This is a genomic window from Afipia sp. GW821-FHT14H12, assembly GCF_058803465.1.
Map to the genome: position 1 here is coordinate 1,918,358 of NZ_JBXAOZ010000001.1, position 18,570 is coordinate 1,936,927.

General features: G+C 64.3%; 18 protein-coding genes. 12 read left to right on the plus strand and 6 right to left on the minus strand.

Annotation, left to right across the window (positions count from 1 at the left end; genetic code table 11):
• Positions 1–60 precede the first annotated feature (60 nt).
• Genes flgH through flgF form a run of 4 tightly spaced genes read right to left on the minus strand, consistent with a single transcriptional unit; the run spans position 61 to position 3,428 of the window.
• Positions 61–810 (minus strand): flagellar basal body L-ring protein FlgH, encoded by a 750-nt coding sequence (gene flgH / locus AC1RNA_RS09570; protein WP_009336969.1) that lies wholly within the window; start codon positions 808–810, stop codon positions 61–63.
• Positions 810–1,841: a flagellar basal body P-ring formation chaperone FlgA gene (flgA, locus tag AC1RNA_RS09575; protein WP_492950944.1), complete on the minus strand. Its 1,032-nt coding sequence runs from the start codon at positions 1,839–1,841 to the stop codon at positions 810–812. The genes flgH and flgA overlap by 1 nt, the downstream gene beginning before the upstream one ends.
• 15 nt (positions 1,842–1,856) lie before the next feature.
• Positions 1,857–2,645, minus strand: coding sequence for a flagellar basal-body rod protein FlgG (flgG, locus tag AC1RNA_RS09580; protein ID WP_009336967.1), 789 nt, complete (start codon positions 2,643–2,645; stop codon positions 1,857–1,859).
• Positions 2,646–2,657: 12 nt separating this feature from the next.
• Positions 2,658–3,428, minus strand: a complete 771-nt coding sequence (gene flgF / locus AC1RNA_RS09585) for a flagellar basal-body rod protein FlgF (protein WP_009336966.1) — start codon at positions 3,426–3,428, stop codon at positions 2,658–2,660.
• Positions 3,429–3,784: 356 nt separating this feature from the next.
• Between flgF and fliL the strand changes: the two genes are divergently transcribed.
• The 5 genes from fliL to AC1RNA_RS09610 all read left to right on the plus strand — a co-directional run bounded on the left by fliL (position 3,785) and on the right by AC1RNA_RS09610 (position 10,416).
• Entirely contained in the window at positions 3,785–4,288 is a 504-nt protein-coding gene (fliL, locus tag AC1RNA_RS09590) for a flagellar basal body-associated protein FliL (RefSeq protein ID WP_492950945.1), read from the plus strand.
• Positions 4,285–5,484, plus strand: coding sequence for a flagellar motor switch protein FliM (gene fliM / locus AC1RNA_RS09595; RefSeq protein ID WP_009336964.1), 1,200 nt, complete (start codon positions 4,285–4,287; stop codon positions 5,482–5,484). The genes fliL and fliM overlap by 4 nt, the downstream gene beginning before the upstream one ends.
• The gene (locus AC1RNA_RS09600; protein WP_492950946.1) at positions 5,481–5,906 is read left to right on the plus strand and encodes a DUF6468 domain-containing protein; all 426 of its coding nucleotides are present in this window, start codon (positions 5,481–5,483) and stop codon (positions 5,904–5,906) included. Before fliM ends, AC1RNA_RS09600 begins: the two co-directional genes overlap by 4 nt.
• Positions 5,903–6,664, plus strand: a complete 762-nt coding sequence (locus AC1RNA_RS09605) for a MotE family protein (RefSeq protein WP_492950947.1) — start codon at positions 5,903–5,905, stop codon at positions 6,662–6,664. The genes AC1RNA_RS09600 and AC1RNA_RS09605 overlap by 4 nt, the downstream gene beginning before the upstream one ends.
• Positions 6,665–6,768: 104 nt before the next feature.
• Entirely contained in the window at positions 6,769–10,416 is a 3,648-nt protein-coding gene (locus AC1RNA_RS09610; RefSeq protein ID WP_492950948.1) for a tetratricopeptide repeat protein, read from the plus strand.
• Between the two features lie 9 nt (positions 10,417–10,425).
• Here the strand turns inward: AC1RNA_RS09610 and fliP are convergent, their stop codons facing one another.
• Both fliP and AC1RNA_RS09620 read right to left on the minus strand, forming a co-directional pair.
• Complete coding sequence (gene fliP / locus AC1RNA_RS09615; protein WP_009336960.1) at positions 10,426–11,184, minus strand: flagellar type III secretion system pore protein FliP; 759 nt, start codon at positions 11,182–11,184, stop codon at positions 10,426–10,428.
• A complete protein-coding gene (locus AC1RNA_RS09620) occupies positions 11,181–12,119 on the minus strand; it encodes a flagellar biosynthetic protein FliO (RefSeq protein ID WP_492950949.1) in 939 nt (312 codons plus the stop codon). Before AC1RNA_RS09620 ends, fliP begins: the two co-directional genes overlap by 4 nt.
• A gap of 353 nt (positions 12,120–12,472) precedes the next feature.
• Here AC1RNA_RS09620 and flgB point away from each other — a divergent pair, with 353 nt between their 5' ends.
• From flgB to cckA, 7 genes are all read left to right on the plus strand, one after another.
• Positions 12,473–12,868 carry a flagellar basal body rod protein FlgB gene (gene flgB, locus AC1RNA_RS09625; protein ID WP_009336958.1) on the plus strand — a complete coding sequence of 132 codons (396 nt, stop codon included), beginning with the start codon at positions 12,473–12,475 and terminating at the stop codon, positions 12,866–12,868.
• Positions 12,869–12,879: 11 nt separating this feature from the next.
• Positions 12,880–13,305 carry a flagellar basal body rod protein FlgC gene (gene flgC / locus AC1RNA_RS09630; protein WP_009336957.1) on the plus strand — a complete coding sequence of 142 codons (426 nt, stop codon included), beginning with the start codon at positions 12,880–12,882 and terminating at the stop codon, positions 13,303–13,305.
• A 17-nt stretch (positions 13,306–13,322) separates the two neighbouring features.
• Complete coding sequence (gene fliE / locus AC1RNA_RS09635) at positions 13,323–13,646, plus strand: flagellar hook-basal body complex protein FliE (protein WP_009336956.1); 324 nt, start codon at positions 13,323–13,325, stop codon at positions 13,644–13,646.
• A 34-nt stretch (positions 13,647–13,680) separates the two neighbouring features.
• Entirely contained in the window at positions 13,681–13,944 is a 264-nt protein-coding gene (fliQ, locus tag AC1RNA_RS09640; RefSeq protein ID WP_009336955.1) for a flagellar biosynthesis protein FliQ, read from the plus strand.
• A 19-nt stretch (positions 13,945–13,963) separates the two neighbouring features.
• Positions 13,964–14,743: a flagellar biosynthetic protein FliR gene (gene fliR, locus AC1RNA_RS09645; RefSeq protein WP_009336954.1), complete on the plus strand. Its 780-nt coding sequence runs from the start codon at positions 13,964–13,966 to the stop codon at positions 14,741–14,743.
• Between the two features lie 3 nt (positions 14,744–14,746).
• Positions 14,747–15,817, plus strand: coding sequence for a flagellar biosynthesis protein FlhB (gene flhB / locus AC1RNA_RS09650; protein WP_492950950.1), 1,071 nt, complete (start codon positions 14,747–14,749; stop codon positions 15,815–15,817).
• 156 nt (positions 15,818–15,973) lie between these two features.
• Positions 15,974–18,511 carry a cell cycle histidine kinase CckA gene (gene cckA / locus AC1RNA_RS09655; RefSeq protein ID WP_492950951.1) on the plus strand — a complete coding sequence of 846 codons (2,538 nt, stop codon included), beginning with the start codon at positions 15,974–15,976 and terminating at the stop codon, positions 18,509–18,511.
• The last annotated feature ends 59 nt before the right edge of the window (positions 18,512–18,570 follow it).

The following is an 18,570-nucleotide window of genomic DNA, read 5'->3' on the forward strand; positions in this document are numbered from 1 at the left end:
CATGCCTAGGTTCACGGATCGGCGTGGGAGCTCGGAAGATCGCGAAGGGAGAGTTCGCGATCAGAACGGAAGCAGGATGTCCATCACCTGTTGTCCGTAGCGTGCCTGCTGGACGTCGGTGATCTGACCGCGCCCGCCATAGGCGATGCGGGCCTGCGCGATCTTGCTGGAGTCGATGGTGTTGTCGCTCTGGATGTCCTCGGGCCGCACGATGCCCGCGACAACCAGTTCGCGGATTTCATAATTGACGCGAATCTCCTGCTTGCCTTCGACCACGAGGTTGCCGTTCGGCAAAAGCTGCGTGACCACGGCGGCGACGTTGGTCTGCAACGCTTCCTGCCGCGTGATCGAACCCTTGCCGTCGGTGGAGGAGGTGGAATCCGTCGTCAGCATGTTGCCCGAGGTGTTGGTGCCGGGCACCTTCTTCACGCCGAAGAAGCTCGTGATGTTGGAATCTTCCGTACCGGACCTGCTGCGCTGGGTTTCGTTGGCGATGTTGGCCTTGTCGGTGATGTTGACGGTGATGGTGAGAATGTCGCCGACCTGATGGGCGCGCTGATCCTTGAAGAAGGCGCGCGAGCCGTTCCGCCACAGCGAGTTGGGGTTGTAGGATGCGGGCTGCGGCGTCGGCATCGGCATCGATACCGGCTTGTAGCCTGCCTTTGTCGTCGGGTTGTCGATCGACGACAGCTTCGGTTGCTCGCCGACATTGGCGAGGCGCTCGAGCGAGGAGCAGCCACCGGCGAGGCATCCGATCATCGCGAGTGCGGCAGCGGTGCAGAGAAGATGACGCTTTCGATGCCTGTACATTACTCGATCTTTCCGGTTGCGACGGAGTTGGCGGCGAGAGTCGCGGGCCGCATGGCGCGCGGCTGGGCGGCGATGATGGCGACCTGACCCGGTCCGACCACGATGCCCTGCACGGTACGTTTCGATTGCAGATTGAGGACGTTGACAGTGTCGCCCTTGGTGCCGGCCTCGAGCGCCTTGCCGCGGCCGGTGAGATAGATGCCGGGTGCCTCGTAGATCAGCGTGATCCCCTGATCGCGCGTCACCAGATCGGCCTTGGCGAGATCGAGGGTCCGCAGCGCCTGTCCGGCGCGCATCGCGCGGCGCATCTGCATGCCGATCGCGCGGTCGAGCGAAACTCCATCGGAGCCCACTTCGGATTTGGGACGGCGCTCGATGCTGACGTCGGATGCCTTGATGATGTCGTTGCGCTCCATCGGCCGCATCAGCACGGCGGCCTGCACGGTCTCGATCGCGGTGCCGGTGAAGCGCAGCTTCGCGGGCGAGGACGAGGTGTCGCTGGCGATGTCGAACAGCACGTCGAAGCGGCCGCTGCGCGGGTCGTAATAGGTGGCCACCGCGATCATTTCGCCGGTGAGCGCCGGATCGAGCTGGATGTCGCGCAGTTCGCGGTCGAAGGTGAGCGACAGGTTTTCGGGATCGCCAAGGCCACCGCGATGTGCGAGCGCCTTAGCCACCTGCTGCTCGATGTCCTTGGCGGGCAGCGGACGCGAGGCGCGGGTGATCGCGACTTCCTTGAGGCTATGGGTATCGACGCCGACCACCTGATTGGCACGCAGCGTCTCGATCAACTGCGCGGTGCGCACCATGCCGGTGGTGCCGAGGTCGGGCGCGCGATAGATCGCGATCTGCGCGGCGGTGCCTGCGTTGTCGACGAGATCGCCGATTCGCACCACGTCGCTCGAGATCACGACACTGGCGCGCAGCGAGGGGCCGTGGATCACGTCCTGCACGGGGTCCGCGAGAGCGGGCGAAGCGGCGAGCAGGAGTGCGGCGAAGGCGAGGCCGGTCTTCACGATGGTGTTTGTCATGATCGTGCTCATGGCTTAGCGCAGCATGCCGGTGGTGGATTGCATCATCTGGTCGGCGGCGCTGACGACCTTGGCGTTCATCTCGTAGGCGCGCTGGGCCGCGATCAGGTCGGAGATTTCGGACACCACCTCGACGTTGGCCTGTTCGAGGTTGCCTTGCTGGATGTCACCGAAGCCGTCGGCGTTGGCGAGGCCGTCCTGCGGCGGGCCGGAGGCCGGCGTATCGGTAAAGAGGTTGTCGCCGATCGACTGCAGGCCGGCCTTGTTGATGAAGCGGGTGAGGGTGATCTGGCCGAGCACCGAAGGCGTGGTCGATCCCGGCAGGATCACCGACACCTGGCCCTGCGCGTTGATCGTGAGCTGCGAGGCATTCTGCGGAATCGAGATGGTCGGCTGCACCAGATTGCCTTGCGCGTTGACGATGCGGCCCTGTCCGTCAGTCGTGAAAGAGCCGTCGCGCGTGTAGGCGTAGGTCGAGTCCGGCAACTGGATCTTGAAATAGCCTTCGCCGCGGACTGCGACGTTGAGATCGCCGCCGACCGGGGACAGCGTGCCCTGCGTCATCAGGCGCGGCGTGCCGACGGTCTTGACGCCGCCGCCGATGTCGATACCGACCGGCAGCACCGTGCCCTGATCGGAGGCTTGGGCGCCGACGCGCTGGACGTGCTCGTAGAGCAGGTCCTGAAAGCTCGCCATCTGCTTCTTGTAGCCGGTGGTGCGCAGGTTCGCGATGTTGTTGGAGATGACCTGGACGCTCAATTCCTGAGCGGCCATTCCCGTCGCGGCGGTGTAGAGAGCGCGCATTGTTCAATCTCCTTAGGCCGGGACGTCGGCGAGGGACTGGATCGCGTTCTTCCGCAGATCCGCCTGCTGTTGCATCAGGTTCGAGATGTTCTGGTAGGTGCGGGTGATTTCCAGCATCCGGCTCATCTCGGCGATCGCATTGACGTTCGACCGCTCGATGAAGCCTTCCTTGACGGTGGATACAGTGTCGGCCTGCCCGGTGACGTTCGCGGGCGCCGCGAACAGGTTCGAGCCTTCCTTCTGCAATTGCTGCCGGTTGGCGAAGGAGGTGAGCTTCAGCTTGCCGCGCAGGGAGTCGGTCTGGGTGATCGTGCCTTCCAGAACCGTGATGGTGCCGTCGTCCGTGATCTTGATGTCGTGGTCGGTCGGCTGGAAGGTGATGACGCCATTGGTGCCAAGGACCGGATAGCCGCTGGAGTTGACGAGCTGGCCCTGCGAATTGATCTGGAAGCGGCCGTCGCGGGTGTAGCGCTCGCCGCCCGGCGTCTGGACCGTGAAGAAGCCCTTGCCGCTGATGGCGACATCGAGCGGGCTCTTGGTGTTCTCGAGCGGGCCTTGCGAAAAGTCGCGGACCGTCGCGCGATCCTGCACGAAGCTGACGCGCCGGTCGCTGCCGGGAGCGAAATTGTCTTCATGAGCGCCGCTGCGCAGATATTCCTCGAACAGCGAGGAATCGGACTTGTAGCCATTGGTGCCGACGTTCGCCACGTTGTTGGCGACCACGTCGAGCTGCCGCTCAAGCGTCATTTGGCGCGATAGCGCGATGAGAGTCGTGTTCTCCATCGCAGTTCTCCCCTTGCAAAACCGCGATTGGCCTCTCCCAAAGCCGATGGCGGTTCGTTAAACCGTCTGCTCTCCCAAGCGGCCGGTTCGGGTTGAGTAATGCGAGGGTCGTGCCAGTTTCGAAAACTGTTGGATTTCAAATGGATAAGCGAAGGAGAGAGGCGCGGGGCGGGCGGCAATAAGGTCTTGTTGACCATGTTTGCCCGGCAAAATTTTCCCAGTTCGGGACCAAAAGAAAGAAACCGTTAACCATTGGCACCTAGCGTCGAGCGATCAAGGCGCTCATGCGCCGGCGGCCTTTGTCTCGCGTATTCAAGCCAGTTCGGCACATCGGGCTCATCCTGACGGGACGGGCGATGGCAGACGAGGATCAGGTCGTAGAAGGCACCGAGGAGGTCGCGGCTGAGGCTGCGCCGAGCGGCAAGCGCAAGATCTTCATGATTGCAGGCGCGGTGGTACTGACTCTCGCGGTGAGCGGGCTGGGCTGGTACGTGTTCCTGCGCGGCGGCCATGACGGGCAGCATGCCAAGGAGGAAGCCAAGGCCGCGCCGCCACCGGTCTTCCTCGACGTTCCCGATGTGCTGGTGAACCTCGCCAGCAATCCGGGCGAGCGCATCCAATATCTTAAGGTGAAGGCCGTGCTGGAGCTGAAGGAGGCTCCGCTGGTCGAGAAGGTGAAGCCGGCGATGCCGCGCGTCACCGATCTGTTCCAGACCTATCTGCGCGAACTGCGCGCCAATGACCTGAATGGCTCGATCGGTCTGTTCCGGATGAAGGAAGAACTGACCAAGCGCGTCAATGCCGCGATCGCGCCGGAGCATGTCAACGCCGTGCTGTTCAAGGAAGTGGTGATCCAATGACGCCGGGTGACGTCGACCAGGACGCCCTTGCCGCCCAATGGGAGGGCGCGCTCGACTCGGAGGATCCGGAGGAGGCGGCTGCCGAAGCCGCCGCCAATGAACTCACGGAGTCGATGGCGGAACAATGGGCCGCCATGGTCGATGGCGGCAGCCGCGGCATCAGCGGCGGCAAGTCCAGCGGCGAGCGGGTGCTGTCGCAGGAAGAAATCGACAACCTCCTCGGTTTCAGCGACGGCGAAGTCCATCTCGAAGACCATTCCGGCATTCGCGCCATCATCGACTCGGCGATGGTCTCCTACGAGCGCTTGCCGATGCTCGAAATCGTGTTCGACCGCCTGGTGCGGTTGATGACGACGAGCCTGCGCAATTTCACCTCCGACAACGTCGAAGTTTCTCTCGACCGCATCACCTCGGTGCGCTTCGCCGACTATCTGAATTCAATCCCGCTGCCTTGCGTTCTCACCGTGTTCAAGGCGGAGGAGTGGGAGAACTTCGGGCTGTTCACCGTCGATTCCAGCCTGATCTATTCGATGATCGATGTATTGCTGGGCGGCCGGCGCGGCCAGACCTCGCTGCGCATCGAAGGCCGGCCCTACACCACCATCGAGACCAATCTCGTCAAGCGTCTCGTCGAAGTGGTGCTGGCCGATGCCGAGCAGGCATTCCGGCCGCTGTCGCCGGTGACCTTTACCATCGACCGCCTTGAGACCAACCCGCGCTTCGCCGCCATCAGCCGTCCCGCCAACGCCGCCATTCTGGTGCGGCTGCGCGTCGATATGGAAGATCGCGGCGGCAACGTCGAACTGCTGCTGCCTTACGCCACCATCGAACCGATCCGCAACGTGCTGTTGCAGATGTTCATGGGTGAAAAATTCGGCCGTGACCCGATCTGGGAAGGCCATCTCGCCACCGAGATCGCGAAGGCGGAAATGTATGTCGATGCGGTGCTCTATGAAGCTGACATGCCGCTGAAGCAGTTGATGTCGCTGAAAGTGGGCGACACGCTGCCGCTCGATATCCGCCCCGATGCGATGGTGTCGGTGCGTTGCGGCGACGTGACATTGAGCGAGGGCCGGATGGGCCGGGTCGGCGACCGCGTCGCCATCCGTGTGTCGAAGCCGCTGCACAAGCCGCACACGACCTACGCGATGTTCGAAAAGCAGGACGAACAAACCAAACTGATGGAGGCACAATGAACCACATGATGGGAATGGCCATCGAGAGCCTCGTTGCTCTCCTGCTGATATGGACGATCGCCTACTGCCGAATCCTCAACAAGCGCCTCAAGATATTGAAGGCGGACGAGCAATCGCTGAAGGCGACGATCTCCGAACTGATCACCGCGACCGAAATCGCCGAGCGCGCGATCGGCGGCCTCAAGGTCACCGTGCGCGAATGCGATGAGAATCTCGGCGCGCAATTGTCCGAGGCCTCCGATCTGTCCGGCTCGCTCGGCAAGCAGATCGCGGTCGGCAGCGAAATCCTCAAGCGGCTCTGCGACATTGCGGTGGCGGCCCGTGCCTCGGCTGAGGGCGGTGCACCCGCGCGCACCGATGCGAAGTCGGTGGTCGCCGCGGCACAGGCCTTCTCCGAACGCCGGCGTGGTCTTGCTGCATGAAGAGTCTGCTCCGCGAATTCCGGGTCGTCCCGCTGCTCTTGATCGCGGCCAGTTGTCTGGCCGTGCTCAAGATCTCGGGCCTGGTTCTGGATGGCGGATATATTTTCCGGGATGACCCGCAGCGGCCGAAGTCTTGGGCGGAGAGCACCCTGAACTTCCCGACCGGCCGTACCCATACGCTCGATACGTCTGACATCACCGGATCGGTCGAGAAGGCTCCGGAGTCGAAGCCTGCCGAAACAAGCCCTGTTTCGACGACCCGGCCCGAAGACGTCGCGGCGCAGCCGGATCCGGCGACGGCGGTGTCGCCTTCGGAACGCGCAGTGCTGGAGCGGCTGCAGGCGCGGCGACAGGAGATCGAAACCCGCGCCCGCGAGATCGACATTCGCGAAAATCTCGTCAAGACCGCCGAGCAGAAGCTTGAGGGCAAGCTGCAGGAATTGAAGGCGACCGAAGCCCGCATCACGGCGGCCGAGGGTCAGAAAGCCAAGGCCGAGGCGGCGAAGCTGAAAGACCTCGTGACGATGTACGAGAACATGAAGCCGAAGGATGCCGCCAAGGTGTTCGACCGCCTCGATATTGCCGTTCTCTACCAGATCGCCTCGCAGATCGCGCCGCGCAAGCTGTCCGATATCGTCGGCCAGATGCAGCCGGAAAACGCCGAGCGGCTGACGGTGGAGATCGCGCGCCGGGCGGGCGGCGAGAAATCGGCGTCGCTGTCCGACCTGCCGAAGATCGAGGGGCGTCCGGTCAATTAAAGGCAATCGGAAGCGCCATGATTAACAGCGCGTTAAACGCAGGATTCTAGGGTGGTCCGGTTATCCGGACCCCGGCGTTCGGGAGAGCCAAAGAGACGGACCACATGGCCGGGCAGGCGGCGTTGGAATCCATAGGAAGGCGAGGGGCGTTCGGACGGCTGGTCCGGGCGCGCGCTTTCATGCGTGCGGCCTTCTCGGTTGCCCTGCTGGCTGTCGCGCTGGCGTGGCCGGGCCGGGCGGTTGCCGATCCGGTGAAGGGCGAGGCGACGCTCACTCAAGAGAACGGTTACGCGCGCCTGCTGCTGCGTTTCACGGAGGAAGTGCCGACCGAAGTGTCGATGGCGGGCGCGATCATGGTCATCCGCTTCGCCAAGCCGGTCGATATGCCGGTCGATGCGCTCAACGATGCGGTGCCCGCCTATGTCGGCACCGCGCGGCGCGATCCCGATGGTGCTGCGATCCGTCTCGCGCTCAACCAGAAGGTCCGCGTCAATCAGATGACGGCGGGCGAGCGGGTCTATATCGACCTGCTGCCGGAGAAATGGGTCGGCCTGCCGCCGCCGCTGCCTGCCGAGGTGGTGAAGGAATTGTCCGAACGCGCGCTCGCCGCCGAGCGCATTCTGCGGATGCAGAAGAAGGTCGAAGCCGCCGAGAAGCGCCCGCCGGTACGGGTGCGTACGGCGGTGCAGCCGACATTCGTGCGTTTTGTTTTTGAACTGCCGGAAGGCGTCAGCGTCTCGTCGTCGCTCAATGCGGACAAGTACACGCTGTCATTCTCGGCGCCGCTGACGTTCGATCTCGCCGACGCCCAGGTCGCGGCGCCTTCGAACATCAAGAGCATGAAGCAGTCGATCTCGGGCGACAATTCCGCGGTGGAGATCGCGCTGATCGGCGAGGTCGATGTTCACGGCTTCCGCGAGGAGCGCAATTATATCGTCGATATCGGCTTCGACACCGGCAAGGCGGGCATGGCCTTGAATCCGGCGCTCTCGCGCCCGGCAGCGGTGCAACCGGCGGCGAAGCAGGAAGCTGCCGCGCCGCCTGCGAAACCTGCTGCGCCTGCAACGCCCGCTGCAACGGCACCGGCGGCATCCGCCGCTCCCGCGGCTGCGCCCGCAGCTTCTGCCGCGACCACGGCGCCGCCGCCGGCACCAGCAGCGCCAAAGGCAGCCGACGATCACTCCGACCTGCCACGCAAGCCCAAGGAGGCCGAGGCGTCCAAGCCCGCGGACCTTCCCAGAGTGCCCGACGCGGCGGCGGCCAAGGCCGCGCCGCAGGCACCTGCGCCGCAAGCGCCCGCGCCCAAGGATGTGGCGGCGGACCATCCCCCGCAGGGTGTCGTCGCCAAGCGGACCAGCGCCAATTTCAAGGTGACGTTTCCGTTTGGGAGCAGCGTGCCGACGGCTTTATTCAAGCGCGCGGACTCGATCTGGATGATCGTAGCGGATAACGGCCCGCTCGATCTGCAGCCGATCAAGACCGAAGGCGGAGCGCTGATCGCGGCGGCGGAGAGCGTGCCAGTACAAGGCGGGCAGGCGATCCGCATCAAGCTCAACCGGCCGCAACTGGCGTCGCTTTCGGGCGACCAGCAAGGACTCGTGCTGACGCTCGCCGATCAGGACATCGCGGCTTCGCAGCCGCTGGTCGCGGAGCGCAATGTCGGCGACCCGACCCGCGCCAATATCAGCATCGCGATTTCACAGCCCGGTCCGTTGCTGCGTTTCCACGATCCGGAAGTCGGCGACACGCTGTCAGTGGTGACCATGCCGCTGCCTGTGCGCGGCTTCCTGCGTCCGCAGAATTTTGTGGAATTCTCGTTGCTGGAATCGGTGCAGGGCGTCGCCGTCTCGACGAATTCGGACGATGTCAGTGTCGAAGCCCGGCCGGACAAGATCGTCATCAGCAAGCCCGGTGGGTTGACGCTGTCTGCGGCGACGGCATCCCCTGATCGCACGGGCACGCCGGGCGGTGCGGTGTTCGATCCGGCCGAGTGGAGCAAGAACCAGAAGGCAAGCTTCCTGCCGCGCCTCGACGAACTGATCGACGCGGCTTCCAATGCGCCGGACGACAAGCGTCTTGCGGCCAATCTCGCTCTTGGAAAATTCTATCTGGCGCGTGGCTTCTATCAGGAGGCCAAGGGCGCATTCGATCTCGCGCTGTTGAAGCCGCAGGCGCAGGACAACATGCAGCCGGCGCTGATGGCGCGCGCGGTCGCAGAGATTCTGGTGGGCCGCATCGAGCCCGCCATGAAGGATCTCAACAATCCGGTGATCGCAGGCTCCTTCGATTCGGAATTGTGGAAGGGGCTGGCGGCGGCGCGTCAGGAGAAATGGGCCGACGCACGGGAGAAGTTCAAGAACGTCGGGTCCGCGATCATCTCTTTGCCGCTCGATCTGCAGCGCATCATCCTGATCGAGGCGATGCAGGCCTCGCTGGAGGTGCGCGACTATGATGGCGCCGCCGCGCGCAGCAACGATCTTCAGACGATCGGTCCGATGCCGGAACAGGCGATGCGCCTGCGGCTGCTACGCGGCCGTCTCGCCGAGGCGCTCGGGCGCGACCGCGATGCGCTGGCCGATTATCGCGCGGTGCGCGCCTCAAGCGACCGGCCTTCGGCGGCGGAGGCGGCGCTGGACGAGATCGCGCTCTTGCAGCGAAACAACAAGATCGAGCCGGACGCGGCGCTGAACGATCTCGAAACGCTGTCCGTGCTGTGGCGCGGCGACGAGACCGAGATTAAGAATCTGCAGATGCTCGCGCATCTCTATGCCGAAAAGGATCGCTATGCCGAGGCGTTCGCGGCGGCGATGACCGCGACACGGCTGCGGCCCAATTCGGAAGTCTCCCGCCAGATGCAGGATGAGGCATCGGCGCTGTTCGCGCAATTGTTCCTGAGCGACAAGGGCGACAGCCTGCCGCCGATCAAGGCGCTCGGCCTGTTCTACCAGTATCGCGACCTCACGCCGATCGGCCGTCGGGGTGACGAGATGATCCGCAGGCTCGCGGATCGCCTCGTGGCGGTCGACCTGCTCGATCAGGCGGGCGAGCTTCTGCAATATCAGATCGATCATCGCCTCGAGGGCGCGGCGCGAGCGCAGGTCGCGGCGCGCCTTTCGATGATCTATCTGATGAACCGCAAGCCGGCGCGCGCCATCGCCGCGTTGCGCTCCACGCGCATCGGCGATCTTGCGGGCGAGGTGCGCCAGCAGCGTCTGCTGCTCGAGAGCCGCGCGCAGAGCGATGTCGGGCGTTACGATCTCGCTTTGGAGTTGATCGCGAACGTGCAGGGCCGCGAAGCGATCCGGCTGCGTTCGGATATCTATTGGGCCGCGCGGCGGTGGCGGGAATCGGCCGAGCAGATCGAGGTCCTGTACGGCCAGCGCTGGCGCGATTTCCAGCCGCTGACCGATAGCGAAAAGAGCGACGTCATTCGTGCGGCGATCGGCTACGCGCTTGCCAACGACGCGCTCGGCCTGTCGCGCTGGCGTGAGAAGTACGGACCGAAGATGACGACCGATGCCGATCGCCACGCCTTCGACATCGCGTCAAAGCCGGGTTCGGCCGATCCGGCGGCGCTGGAACGCATCGCGAAAATGGCGGCGACGGTCGATACGCTGGACGGTTTCCTGCGCGAGATGCGCAAACGTTTCCCCGATGCCGTGGCGCGCGCGAAGATCCCGCATATACCCGGCGATGCGGAAACCACGGGCGCATTGCCCGCGATCGTCGGAAAAGTCTCGTCTGCGAAGTAACGCTGCGCGTCAGCCGCCGCCGTAGCTCTGCACCAGACTGCCAGCGACCAGCGACCAGCCGTCCACCAGCACGAAGAAGATCAGCTTGAACGGCAGCGACACCACCACCGGCGGCAGCATCATCATGCCCATCGACATCAGCACCGACGACACCACGAGGTCGATGATGAGGAACGGCAGGAACAAGAGGAAGCCGATCTCGAACGCGCGCTTGAGTTCGGAGATCATGAAGGCGGGGATGAGAATCCGCAGCGACATCTCGTCGGGCGTGGCCGGCGGCGGCTCGCGGGACAGGTCCATGAACAGCTTGAGGTCTTTTTCGCGGACGTTCTTCTGCATGAAGCCGCGCAGCGGCGCGATCGCGAGCGGCAGGCCTTGCTCGACGGTGAGCTGGTTGGCGATCACCGGCTTGACGCCGTCGTCATAGGATTTTTGCAGCACCGGGCCCATCACGAAACCGGTGAGGAACAGCGCCAGCGCGATCATCACCGAATTCGGCGGCGCGGTCGCGGTGCCCATCGCGGTGCGCAGCAATGACAGCACCACCACGATCCGGGTGAATGACGTCATCATCACGAGGATTGACGGCGCGACCGAAAGCACCGTCAAAAGCGCGATGAGCTGGATCGCGCGCGCGGTGACGCCGCCGCCATCCGCGCCCTGGCCGAAATTGATGCTGATATCCTGCGCGAACGCAGGCGTGGCCAGCGTTGCGGCGATCAGGACGGAAAGGAAAAGAACTCTACGCGGAAGTTTCGCCGACCTCACGTCGGGTTCTTTGGGCGGCCGAGCAGGCTCGCCATCTCGTCTTCGAGGTTCTCGAAGGCGGGGCGGGCCGGTTCGGCTTCATCGGGGGCATCGAGCGAAGCCGCGCGGGGCGCGGGTGCTTCCGGCGCCACCGGAGGCGCGCCGATCCGTTCCGATGAATTCACGCTGACGGTGCGCGTCTCGGTCGCTTCGATGCGCGTGCTTGGGCGACGCAAGGCTGCCTCCAGCCGCTGCGCCATTTCGGCGAGGTTCTGGTCGGCGGCCGAAACCGGCTCGGGCGCGCGCGGCGCGGGGCGTACGGGCGCAGCGGTGTCGAGGCGCGGCGTGCGCGACAGGGAAGGCTCCAGCCGCTCGCTGCGCGGCAACGGACGTGACGCTGGGCGTTCGGCGCGCAACGCCGGTTCGGGGCGGACGATCGGCTCCGGTGCAGGCCCGGCAAGGGTGTCGTCGCGGGGGCGTTCGGGTGCGAGCGAAGGACCGCGACGCAGATCGTCGCTCAGCGACGGCCGCGCCGGGCGCGGTGCGGGCGGCGCCATGGTCGGCTCAGGGAAATCGAAGGATTCGGCGCGGTCGCTTGCGGGCTCCGGCCAGTTGGTATCCGGCAGAGGAACGCGCGGCGGCAGTTCGGTGCCTGCGGGAGTGCGCGGGGCGGCGGCATCCCGCGTTGCGCCGCTGCGCACGATGTTCGGCTCGACGACGATATCGCTCGGGCCGCCGATCATCAAAAGGTGTTCGACATTGTCCCGGCGCACCAGCACGAGGCGGCGGCGGCCATCGACGGCGGCGGCGTCGATCACGGCGAGGCGGGGCATCCGGCCCCGGCTGTTGCTCGATCCGATTCCGCGTCCGGCGAAGCGGCGCACGAGGTAGGCGGCCGCGCCGATCAGCGCCAGTACGATCAGGATGGCGAAGAAAATCCATACTATCTGCGACATCCGGTGTGTCCTCGTTGGAATCCGATGGCTTCGAGTTTTGGGACCGGCATCGAAACAACCACCCGATCGGGAAGGAGTTTCGTGCCATCCGTTAATCTGTTCCGGCCGAAAAATACCGGAGACTGGCCCTCTTCATAAACCAGGAATCGGTCAAACCCAACCCTCAAGGCCGCGATATCAGGCACTTAGCGGGCCTTATCACGCAATCCTGTTGAAAATGAATGGGCTGGGCCGCCATAGCCACGTCACAACAGGTTAACGACGGCGGTCATTTTAACTCTCCGTTAACCATACAGGCGGCAAATTCTGCCTAGCTGCGGCGTGAGGCCGAAGCGCATCCGGCGGAGGCCGTCATGGCGATCACCGATCTTCCGATGTTGTCGATGCTGCGGACCAAGATGCAATGGCATCAGGAGCGCCAGCGCGTTCTGGCCGAAAACGTCTCCAATTCCGATACCCCGAACTTCCGCCCGCGCGATCTGGTCGAGCCGACCTTCGACAAGACCGGCATCAACGGCATGCATGAAATCTCGATGGTGCGCACCAGCGCCAATCACATCCAGGCGGCGGGCGTCAGCGAGACATTCGGCTCCAACACCGGCGGCTACGAAACGCGGCCCGCGGGCAACGCCGTCAATATCGAGGACGAAATGCTGAAGGTGGCGTCCAACCAGATGGACTACGCCGCCGCCACCTCGCTCTACACCAAGAGCCTCGATCTCATCAAAACCGCCATCGGCAAGCGCTAGGGAGATGCGTCATGGCTGAAAGCATGGACTTCCTCAAATCGATGAGCATCGCCACCTCCGGCCTGCGTGCGCAGGCGGGGCGGATGCGGGTGATCTCCGAAAACATCGCCAACGCCGATTCGACCGCGAGCACCGCGGGCGGCGATCCGTATCGGCGCAAGGTGCCGACCTTCTCCTCGACACTCGACCGCACGCTCGACGCGCAGGTGGTGTCGCTCGGCCGGGTCAAGACCGACACCACGTCGAGCTTTCGCATCAAGCATGAGCCGGGCAACCCGGCGGCGGACGCCAACGGCAATGTCAAATATCCAAACGTCAATTCGCTGGTCGAAATGACCGACATGCGCGAGGCCCAGCGGTCCTACGAGGCCAACCTCAACATCATCAGCGCGACGCGCCGGATGATCCAGCGCACTCTCGACATCCTCAAGGCCTGATCGGAAGGGATTCAATCATGGCAACGCCTTCAGTCGCAGCCAACGCCTATGCAAGCCTGTCACGCATCATGGACTCCGCCACGAGCTCCGGCGGGGCAGGGAAGATCGCCGGTACCAGCGGTGGTCCCTCATTCAGTTCTCTGGTGAAGGAAGCGATGAACGGCGTGCTCGACGCCGGGCGCAAATCCGATGCGCAGACGGTGGCGATGGCGTCCGGCAAGGCCAACGTGATGGACGTGGTCACGGCGGTCGCCGAAACCGATGTCGCGGTGTCCACGCTCGTTTCCGTGCGCGACAAGGTCATCCAGTCCTACGAAGACATCATGAAGATGCCGATCTGATCGATCGTTTCGCTCTTACCCAAGGAAGACAGACATGACCGGCCCTGAAGTTCTCGAAGTGGCGCGCGATTCGATCTGGACCATCGTATTGGTCTCGGCGCCGGTCCTGCTGGTCGGCCTCGTGGTCGGCGTCGCGATCTCGCTGGTGCAGGCGCTGACGCAGATCCAGGAACAGACACTGGTGTTCGTGCCGAAAATTCTGGCGGTGTTCATCACGCTCCTGGTCGCGCTGCCCTTCATGGCGGATGCGATGCACAGCCACATGATGCGGATTTCGTCGCGAATCATCGGCGGATAAGACAGATTATGCGGCAGCCATGCGCATCGACATCTCATTCCTGCCGGCACTGGCGGCGACCTTCATGCTGGTCTTCGCCCGTATCGGCGCGATGATGATGCTGTTGCCGGGATTTGGCGAAGCCAACGTCCCGGTCCGCCTGCGTCTTGGCATTGCGCTGATGCTCACGCTCATCATGCTGCCGCTGCATCGCGCGGCCTATCACGTCGATCTGTCGTCCATGACGTCCGTGATGGTGCTGATGGTTCATGAGATCATCGTCGGCGTGGTGCTTGGCGCGACCGCGCGCTTCACGCTCGCGGCCCTCTCGGTGGCGGGCTCCATCATCGCCCAGCAGGTGGGGCTCGGTTTCGTCACGGCGGTCGATCCGACGCAGGACCAGCAATCTGTGATCGTGGCGAATTTTCTCACCATTCTCGGCATCGCGCTGATCTTCGCCACCGACACGCACTATCTCGTTCTGGCGGCGCTGAGCGACAGCTACACGCTGTTCTCGCCCGGTGAACTGATGCCGAGCGGCGATGTCGCGGCGCTGGCGACGAAGGCGTTCACCGTCGCATTCAAGATCGGCGTGCAGTTGTCGGCGCCGTTCATCATCTTCGGTCTCGTCTTCAACCTCGGCCTCGGCATGCTGGCGCGGATGATGCCGCAGATGCAGGTCTATTTCGTCGGCGTCCCGCTCTCGATTCTTGCGGGCTTCCTGCTGCTCGGCGTCGTTCTCGTCGCCGTGATGGGCACCTTCCTCACTTATTTCAGCGGCGTGATGCACCAGCTCGCGCCGGTGAGCGGCGGAGGGTAGGCCGTGGCAGAGGAAGGCGACGAGGACAAAACACAGGACCCCACGGCCAAACGGCTGGAAGATGCCCACAAACGCGGCGACGTCGCCAAGAGCATCGAGGTCAACACCTGGTTCATGATCGCGGGCGCGACCTTCATCATGTCGTCGTTCTCCGGATCGATCGCCAACAAACTTACGGTGCCGTTGAAGAACCTGCTGGAACATGCGGGGCAGATGAAAACCGACGGGCCAAGCCTGCTGCTTCTGGTAGGGCGGCTCGAGACCGTGATGCTGACGGCGCTCGGCATTCCGTTCGCGCTGCTGATCGTCGCTGCGGTCGGCAGCCATCTCATCCAGCACCGGCCGGTCTGGTCGGTCGACCCGATCACTCCGAAATTCAGCAAACTGTCGCCAATGTCGGGCGCGAAGCGGCTGTTCGGCAAGCAGGCGGCGGCGAATTTCGCCAAGGGGCTGTTCAAGGTCATCGTCCTCGGCGTCGTGATGGCGATGGTGATGTGGCCCGAGCACGAACGCGCCGACGTGATGGTGCGGATCGATCCCAGCCTGATGCTCGACCTGACGCGCTCGATGGCGCTGAAGCTGATGGGCACGGTGGTGGCGATGCTCGCGATCGTCGCCACGCTGGACTATCTGTTCCAGTACCGGAGCTGGTTCGAGCGGCAGAAGATGTCGCTTCAGGAAGTGAAGGACGAATACAAGCAGTCCGAAGGCGACCCCCACATCAAGGGCCGCATTCGCGCCCTGCGCGTGGCGCGGATGCGCAAGCGCATGATGGCCGCGGTGCCGACCGCCTCTGTGGTCATCACCAACCCGACCCACTACGCGGTGGCGCTGAAATACGAGCGCGGCATGCCCGCGCCGATCTGCGTTGCCAAGGGCGTCGACCTGATCGCGTTCAAGATCCGCGAAGTTGCGGCGGCCCACGATATTCCGGTGGTGGAGAACGTGCCGCTGGCGCGTGCGCTGCATGCGTCCGTCGAGATCGACGACGAGATTCCGGTGGAACATTACCATGCGGTCGCCGAGGTCATCGGCTACGTCATGAAGCTGAAGCGAAGCCTACGGCGAAACTGAGGACCGGACTGACGTGGCGCTTGCATTGCAGACCCCGATTCAGGCACTGAGGGCCTATTCTGCGCTGGTTTTCCGAACCTCGCGGCATGGACTCAAGGACTTCGGACCAGGACTTTTCGTGTCGCAACCCGCTTCAACCCGCTTTGGCGGCACCCGATGAAGGCAGACCTGACCCCCGGCAAGCCGGATCATCTCGTCTCTGCCGAGCCCGCGAGGCGGGGCGGCAGCATCGCGCTCGTCCTCATCATCGCGGTCGCGGTGGTCGCGGCAGCGGTGGCCTTCATGGTGCTCGGGCGCAGCCATGCACAGCCGTTCATCCTCGGACTGATTTCCCTGCTGGCGATGGTCGGCCTGTTCACGCTGTTTGCCTTCGCCGCCGGGATCGTGCGGTTCGCTGACCGGGGCGCAGAAAACCCGCTCATGAAGCCGATGGCGGATAACGCCTTCGACGGGCTCGCGGTGACCGATGCGCGCGGTCACATCGTTTATTACAACAACGCCTATCTGGCCCTCACGGGCGCCGCGAACGCGCAGGAGGTGCGTCCGGTCGAGCGGGTGTTCATCGGCAACCCCGATGTTTCAGAGGCGGTGTTCCGGCTTTTGAAGGCGGCCAAGGAAGGCAAGCGCCAGCAGGAGGAGGTCCGCGTCACCGATGCCGAGCGCGGCGCGCGCTGGCTACGGATGCGGGTGCAGCCGCTCGGTCACAGCCGCCGTGAATCCCGCTACGCGGTGTGGTCGGTCGCCGACATCACCCGCGACCGCGAGCGGCAGGAGGACGTGTTCCAGGAACTTCAGCACGCCATCGAATATCTCGATCATGCGCCGTGCGGGTTCTTCTCGGTGACGCCGGGCGGCGACCTTGCCTATGTCAACGCCACGCTGTCGAACTGGCTCGACTACGATCTGGCGGAAATCGGGTCCGGCGGGTTGAGGCTCACCGACATTCTGTCGGGCGACGGCGCGGCGCTGCTCACCTCGATCACGCCGGAGCCCGGCGAAGTCAAAACGGAAGTGTTCGATGTCGATCTGCGGATGCGCAGCGGCAAGACCATGCCCGCGCGGCTCTACCACAAGCTCGCCTTCGGCGCCGACGGCGTGCCGGGCGCCTCGCGCACGCTGGTCATCAACCGTGCCCGCGACGAGCATGCCGATCCGCAGCGCGCGGCCGAAGTGCGCTTCATGCGCTTCTTCGATCACACGCCGATGGCGATCGCCACGGTGGATCGCGACGGCCAGATCGTTCGCGCCAATGCACGCTTCGCCAAGCTGACGCAGGGCCTGTCGGCGCAAGCGAGCGCCAACAAATCGATCTTCGCTGTGGTGCACGAACGCGACCGTGGCGAGGTCACGGCCATCCTCGGCCGCGCCACCGAAGGGCAGGGCGATATTCCGCCGGTCGAGGCGATGCTCGACGGCGACAAGGACCGCTGGGGCCAGTTCTTCGTCACGTCGGTCGAGCATGACGAGCGCGATGCGGAAGTCGCGATCGTCTACCTGCTGGAGACGACAGAGAAGCGGCAACTGGAGAACCAGTTCGCCCAGTCGCAGAAGATGCAGGCGGTGGGCCAGCTCGCGGGCGGCATCGCCCACGACTTCAACAACGTGCTGTCCGCCATCATGATGGCGAACGATTTCCTGCTGAACGCGCACAAGCCGACCGATCCGTCGTTCCAGGACATCATGCAGATCAAGCAGAACGCCACGCGCGCCGCGACGCTGGTGCGGCAGTTGCTGGCGTTCTCGCGCCGCCAGACGCTGCGCCCGCAGGTGCTCGATCTTGGCGACGCGCTGTCCGATCTCACCATGCTGCTGAAGCGCCTGATCGGCGAGAAGGTGAAGCTCGATGTCGTCCACGGCCGCGATCTGTGGCCGGTGAAGGTGGACGTCTCGCAATTCGAGCAGGTGATCGTCAATCTCGCGGTCAATGCGCGCGACGCGATGCCCGAAGGCGGCAAGCTCGCGGTCAAGACCAGCAATGTTTCGGCGCAGGACGTGGCGCGGCTGCAGGCCAAGGGCATGCCGGCTGCGGATTACGTTCGCATCGAGGTCAGCGACACCGGCACCGGCATGACGGCGGAGATCGTGGACAAGATCTTCGAGCCGTTCTTCTCCACCAAGGAAGTCGGCAAGGGCACCGGCCTTGGCCTTTCGACCGTCTATGGCATCGTCAAGCAGACCGGCGGCTTCATCTATGTGGACTCGACGCCCGGACAGGGCACGATGTTCAGCATCTATCTGCCGCGCCACATCGTCGAGAAGGATGCGGAGCCGCAAGCGCCGGTGGCCGAGGCGGCCGCGGCGAAGGCCAAGCCCGCCGATCTCACCGGGCAGGGCACCATCCTCCTGGTCGAGGACGAGGACGGCCTGCGCTCGCTGAACGCGCGCGGCCTGCGTTCGCGCGGCTATACCGTGATCGAGGCGGAGAATGGGCTGGATGCGCTGGAAGCCCTCGAGGCCGAGGGCGGCACTGTCGATCTTGTCGTTTCCGACGTGGTGATGCCGGAAATGGACGGCCCGACCATGCTGGCGGCGATGCGCAAGACCAACCCGGCGCTGAAGATCATCTTCGTGTCCGGCTATGCCGAGGATGCCTTTGAAAAGAGCCTGCCGGACGGGGAGCAGTTCGCCTTCCTGCCCAAGCCTTTCACGCTGAGTCAGCTTGTCGGCGCGGTCAAAGAGACGATGAACGGCTGACGATTTGACGCTGCAAGGCCCCCCGCCGCGACCGACCGACGCAGGGAATGCACTCGTTC

Excerpts from the sequence above, each read along its gene's own strand:
- flgG (WP_009336967.1), bottom strand. The coding sequence starts at position 2,645 with ATGCGCGCTCTCTACACCGCCGCGACGGGAATGGCCGCTCAGGAATTG.
- flgB (WP_009336958.1), top strand. The coding sequence starts at position 12,473 with ATGGCGATCACCGATCTTCCGATGTTGTCGATGCTGCGGACCAAGATG.
- fliE (WP_009336956.1), top strand. The coding sequence starts at position 13,323 with ATGGCAACGCCTTCAGTCGCAGCCAACGCCTATGCAAGCCTGTCACGC.
- AC1RNA_RS09600 (WP_492950946.1), top strand. The coding sequence starts at position 5,481 with ATGAACCACATGATGGGAATGGCCATCGAGAGCCTCGTTGCTCTCCTG.
- cckA (WP_492950951.1), top strand. The coding sequence starts at position 15,974 with ATGAAGGCAGACCTGACCCCCGGCAAGCCGGATCATCTCGTCTCTGCC.
- fliR (WP_009336954.1), top strand. The coding sequence starts at position 13,964 with ATGCGCATCGACATCTCATTCCTGCCGGCACTGGCGGCGACCTTCATG.
- flgH (WP_009336969.1), bottom strand. The coding sequence starts at position 810 with ATGTACAGGCATCGAAAGCGTCATCTTCTCTGCACCGCTGCCGCACTC.
- fliM (WP_009336964.1), top strand. The coding sequence starts at position 4,285 with ATGACGCCGGGTGACGTCGACCAGGACGCCCTTGCCGCCCAATGGGAG.
- AC1RNA_RS09610 (WP_492950948.1), top strand. The coding sequence starts at position 6,769 with ATGGCCGGGCAGGCGGCGTTGGAATCCATAGGAAGGCGAGGGGCGTTC.
- fliQ (WP_009336955.1), top strand. The coding sequence starts at position 13,681 with ATGACCGGCCCTGAAGTTCTCGAAGTGGCGCGCGATTCGATCTGGACC.
- fliL (WP_492950945.1), top strand. The coding sequence starts at position 3,785 with ATGGCAGACGAGGATCAGGTCGTAGAAGGCACCGAGGAGGTCGCGGCT.
- AC1RNA_RS09605 (WP_492950947.1), top strand. The coding sequence starts at position 5,903 with ATGAAGAGTCTGCTCCGCGAATTCCGGGTCGTCCCGCTGCTCTTGATC.
- flgA (WP_492950944.1), bottom strand. The coding sequence starts at position 1,841 with ATGACAAACACCATCGTGAAGACCGGCCTCGCCTTCGCCGCACTCCTG.
- AC1RNA_RS09620 (WP_492950949.1), bottom strand. The coding sequence starts at position 12,119 with ATGTCGCAGATAGTATGGATTTTCTTCGCCATCCTGATCGTACTGGCG.
- flgC (WP_009336957.1), top strand. The coding sequence starts at position 12,880 with ATGGCTGAAAGCATGGACTTCCTCAAATCGATGAGCATCGCCACCTCC.
- flgF (WP_009336966.1), bottom strand. The coding sequence starts at position 3,428 with ATGGAGAACACGACTCTCATCGCGCTATCGCGCCAAATGACGCTTGAG.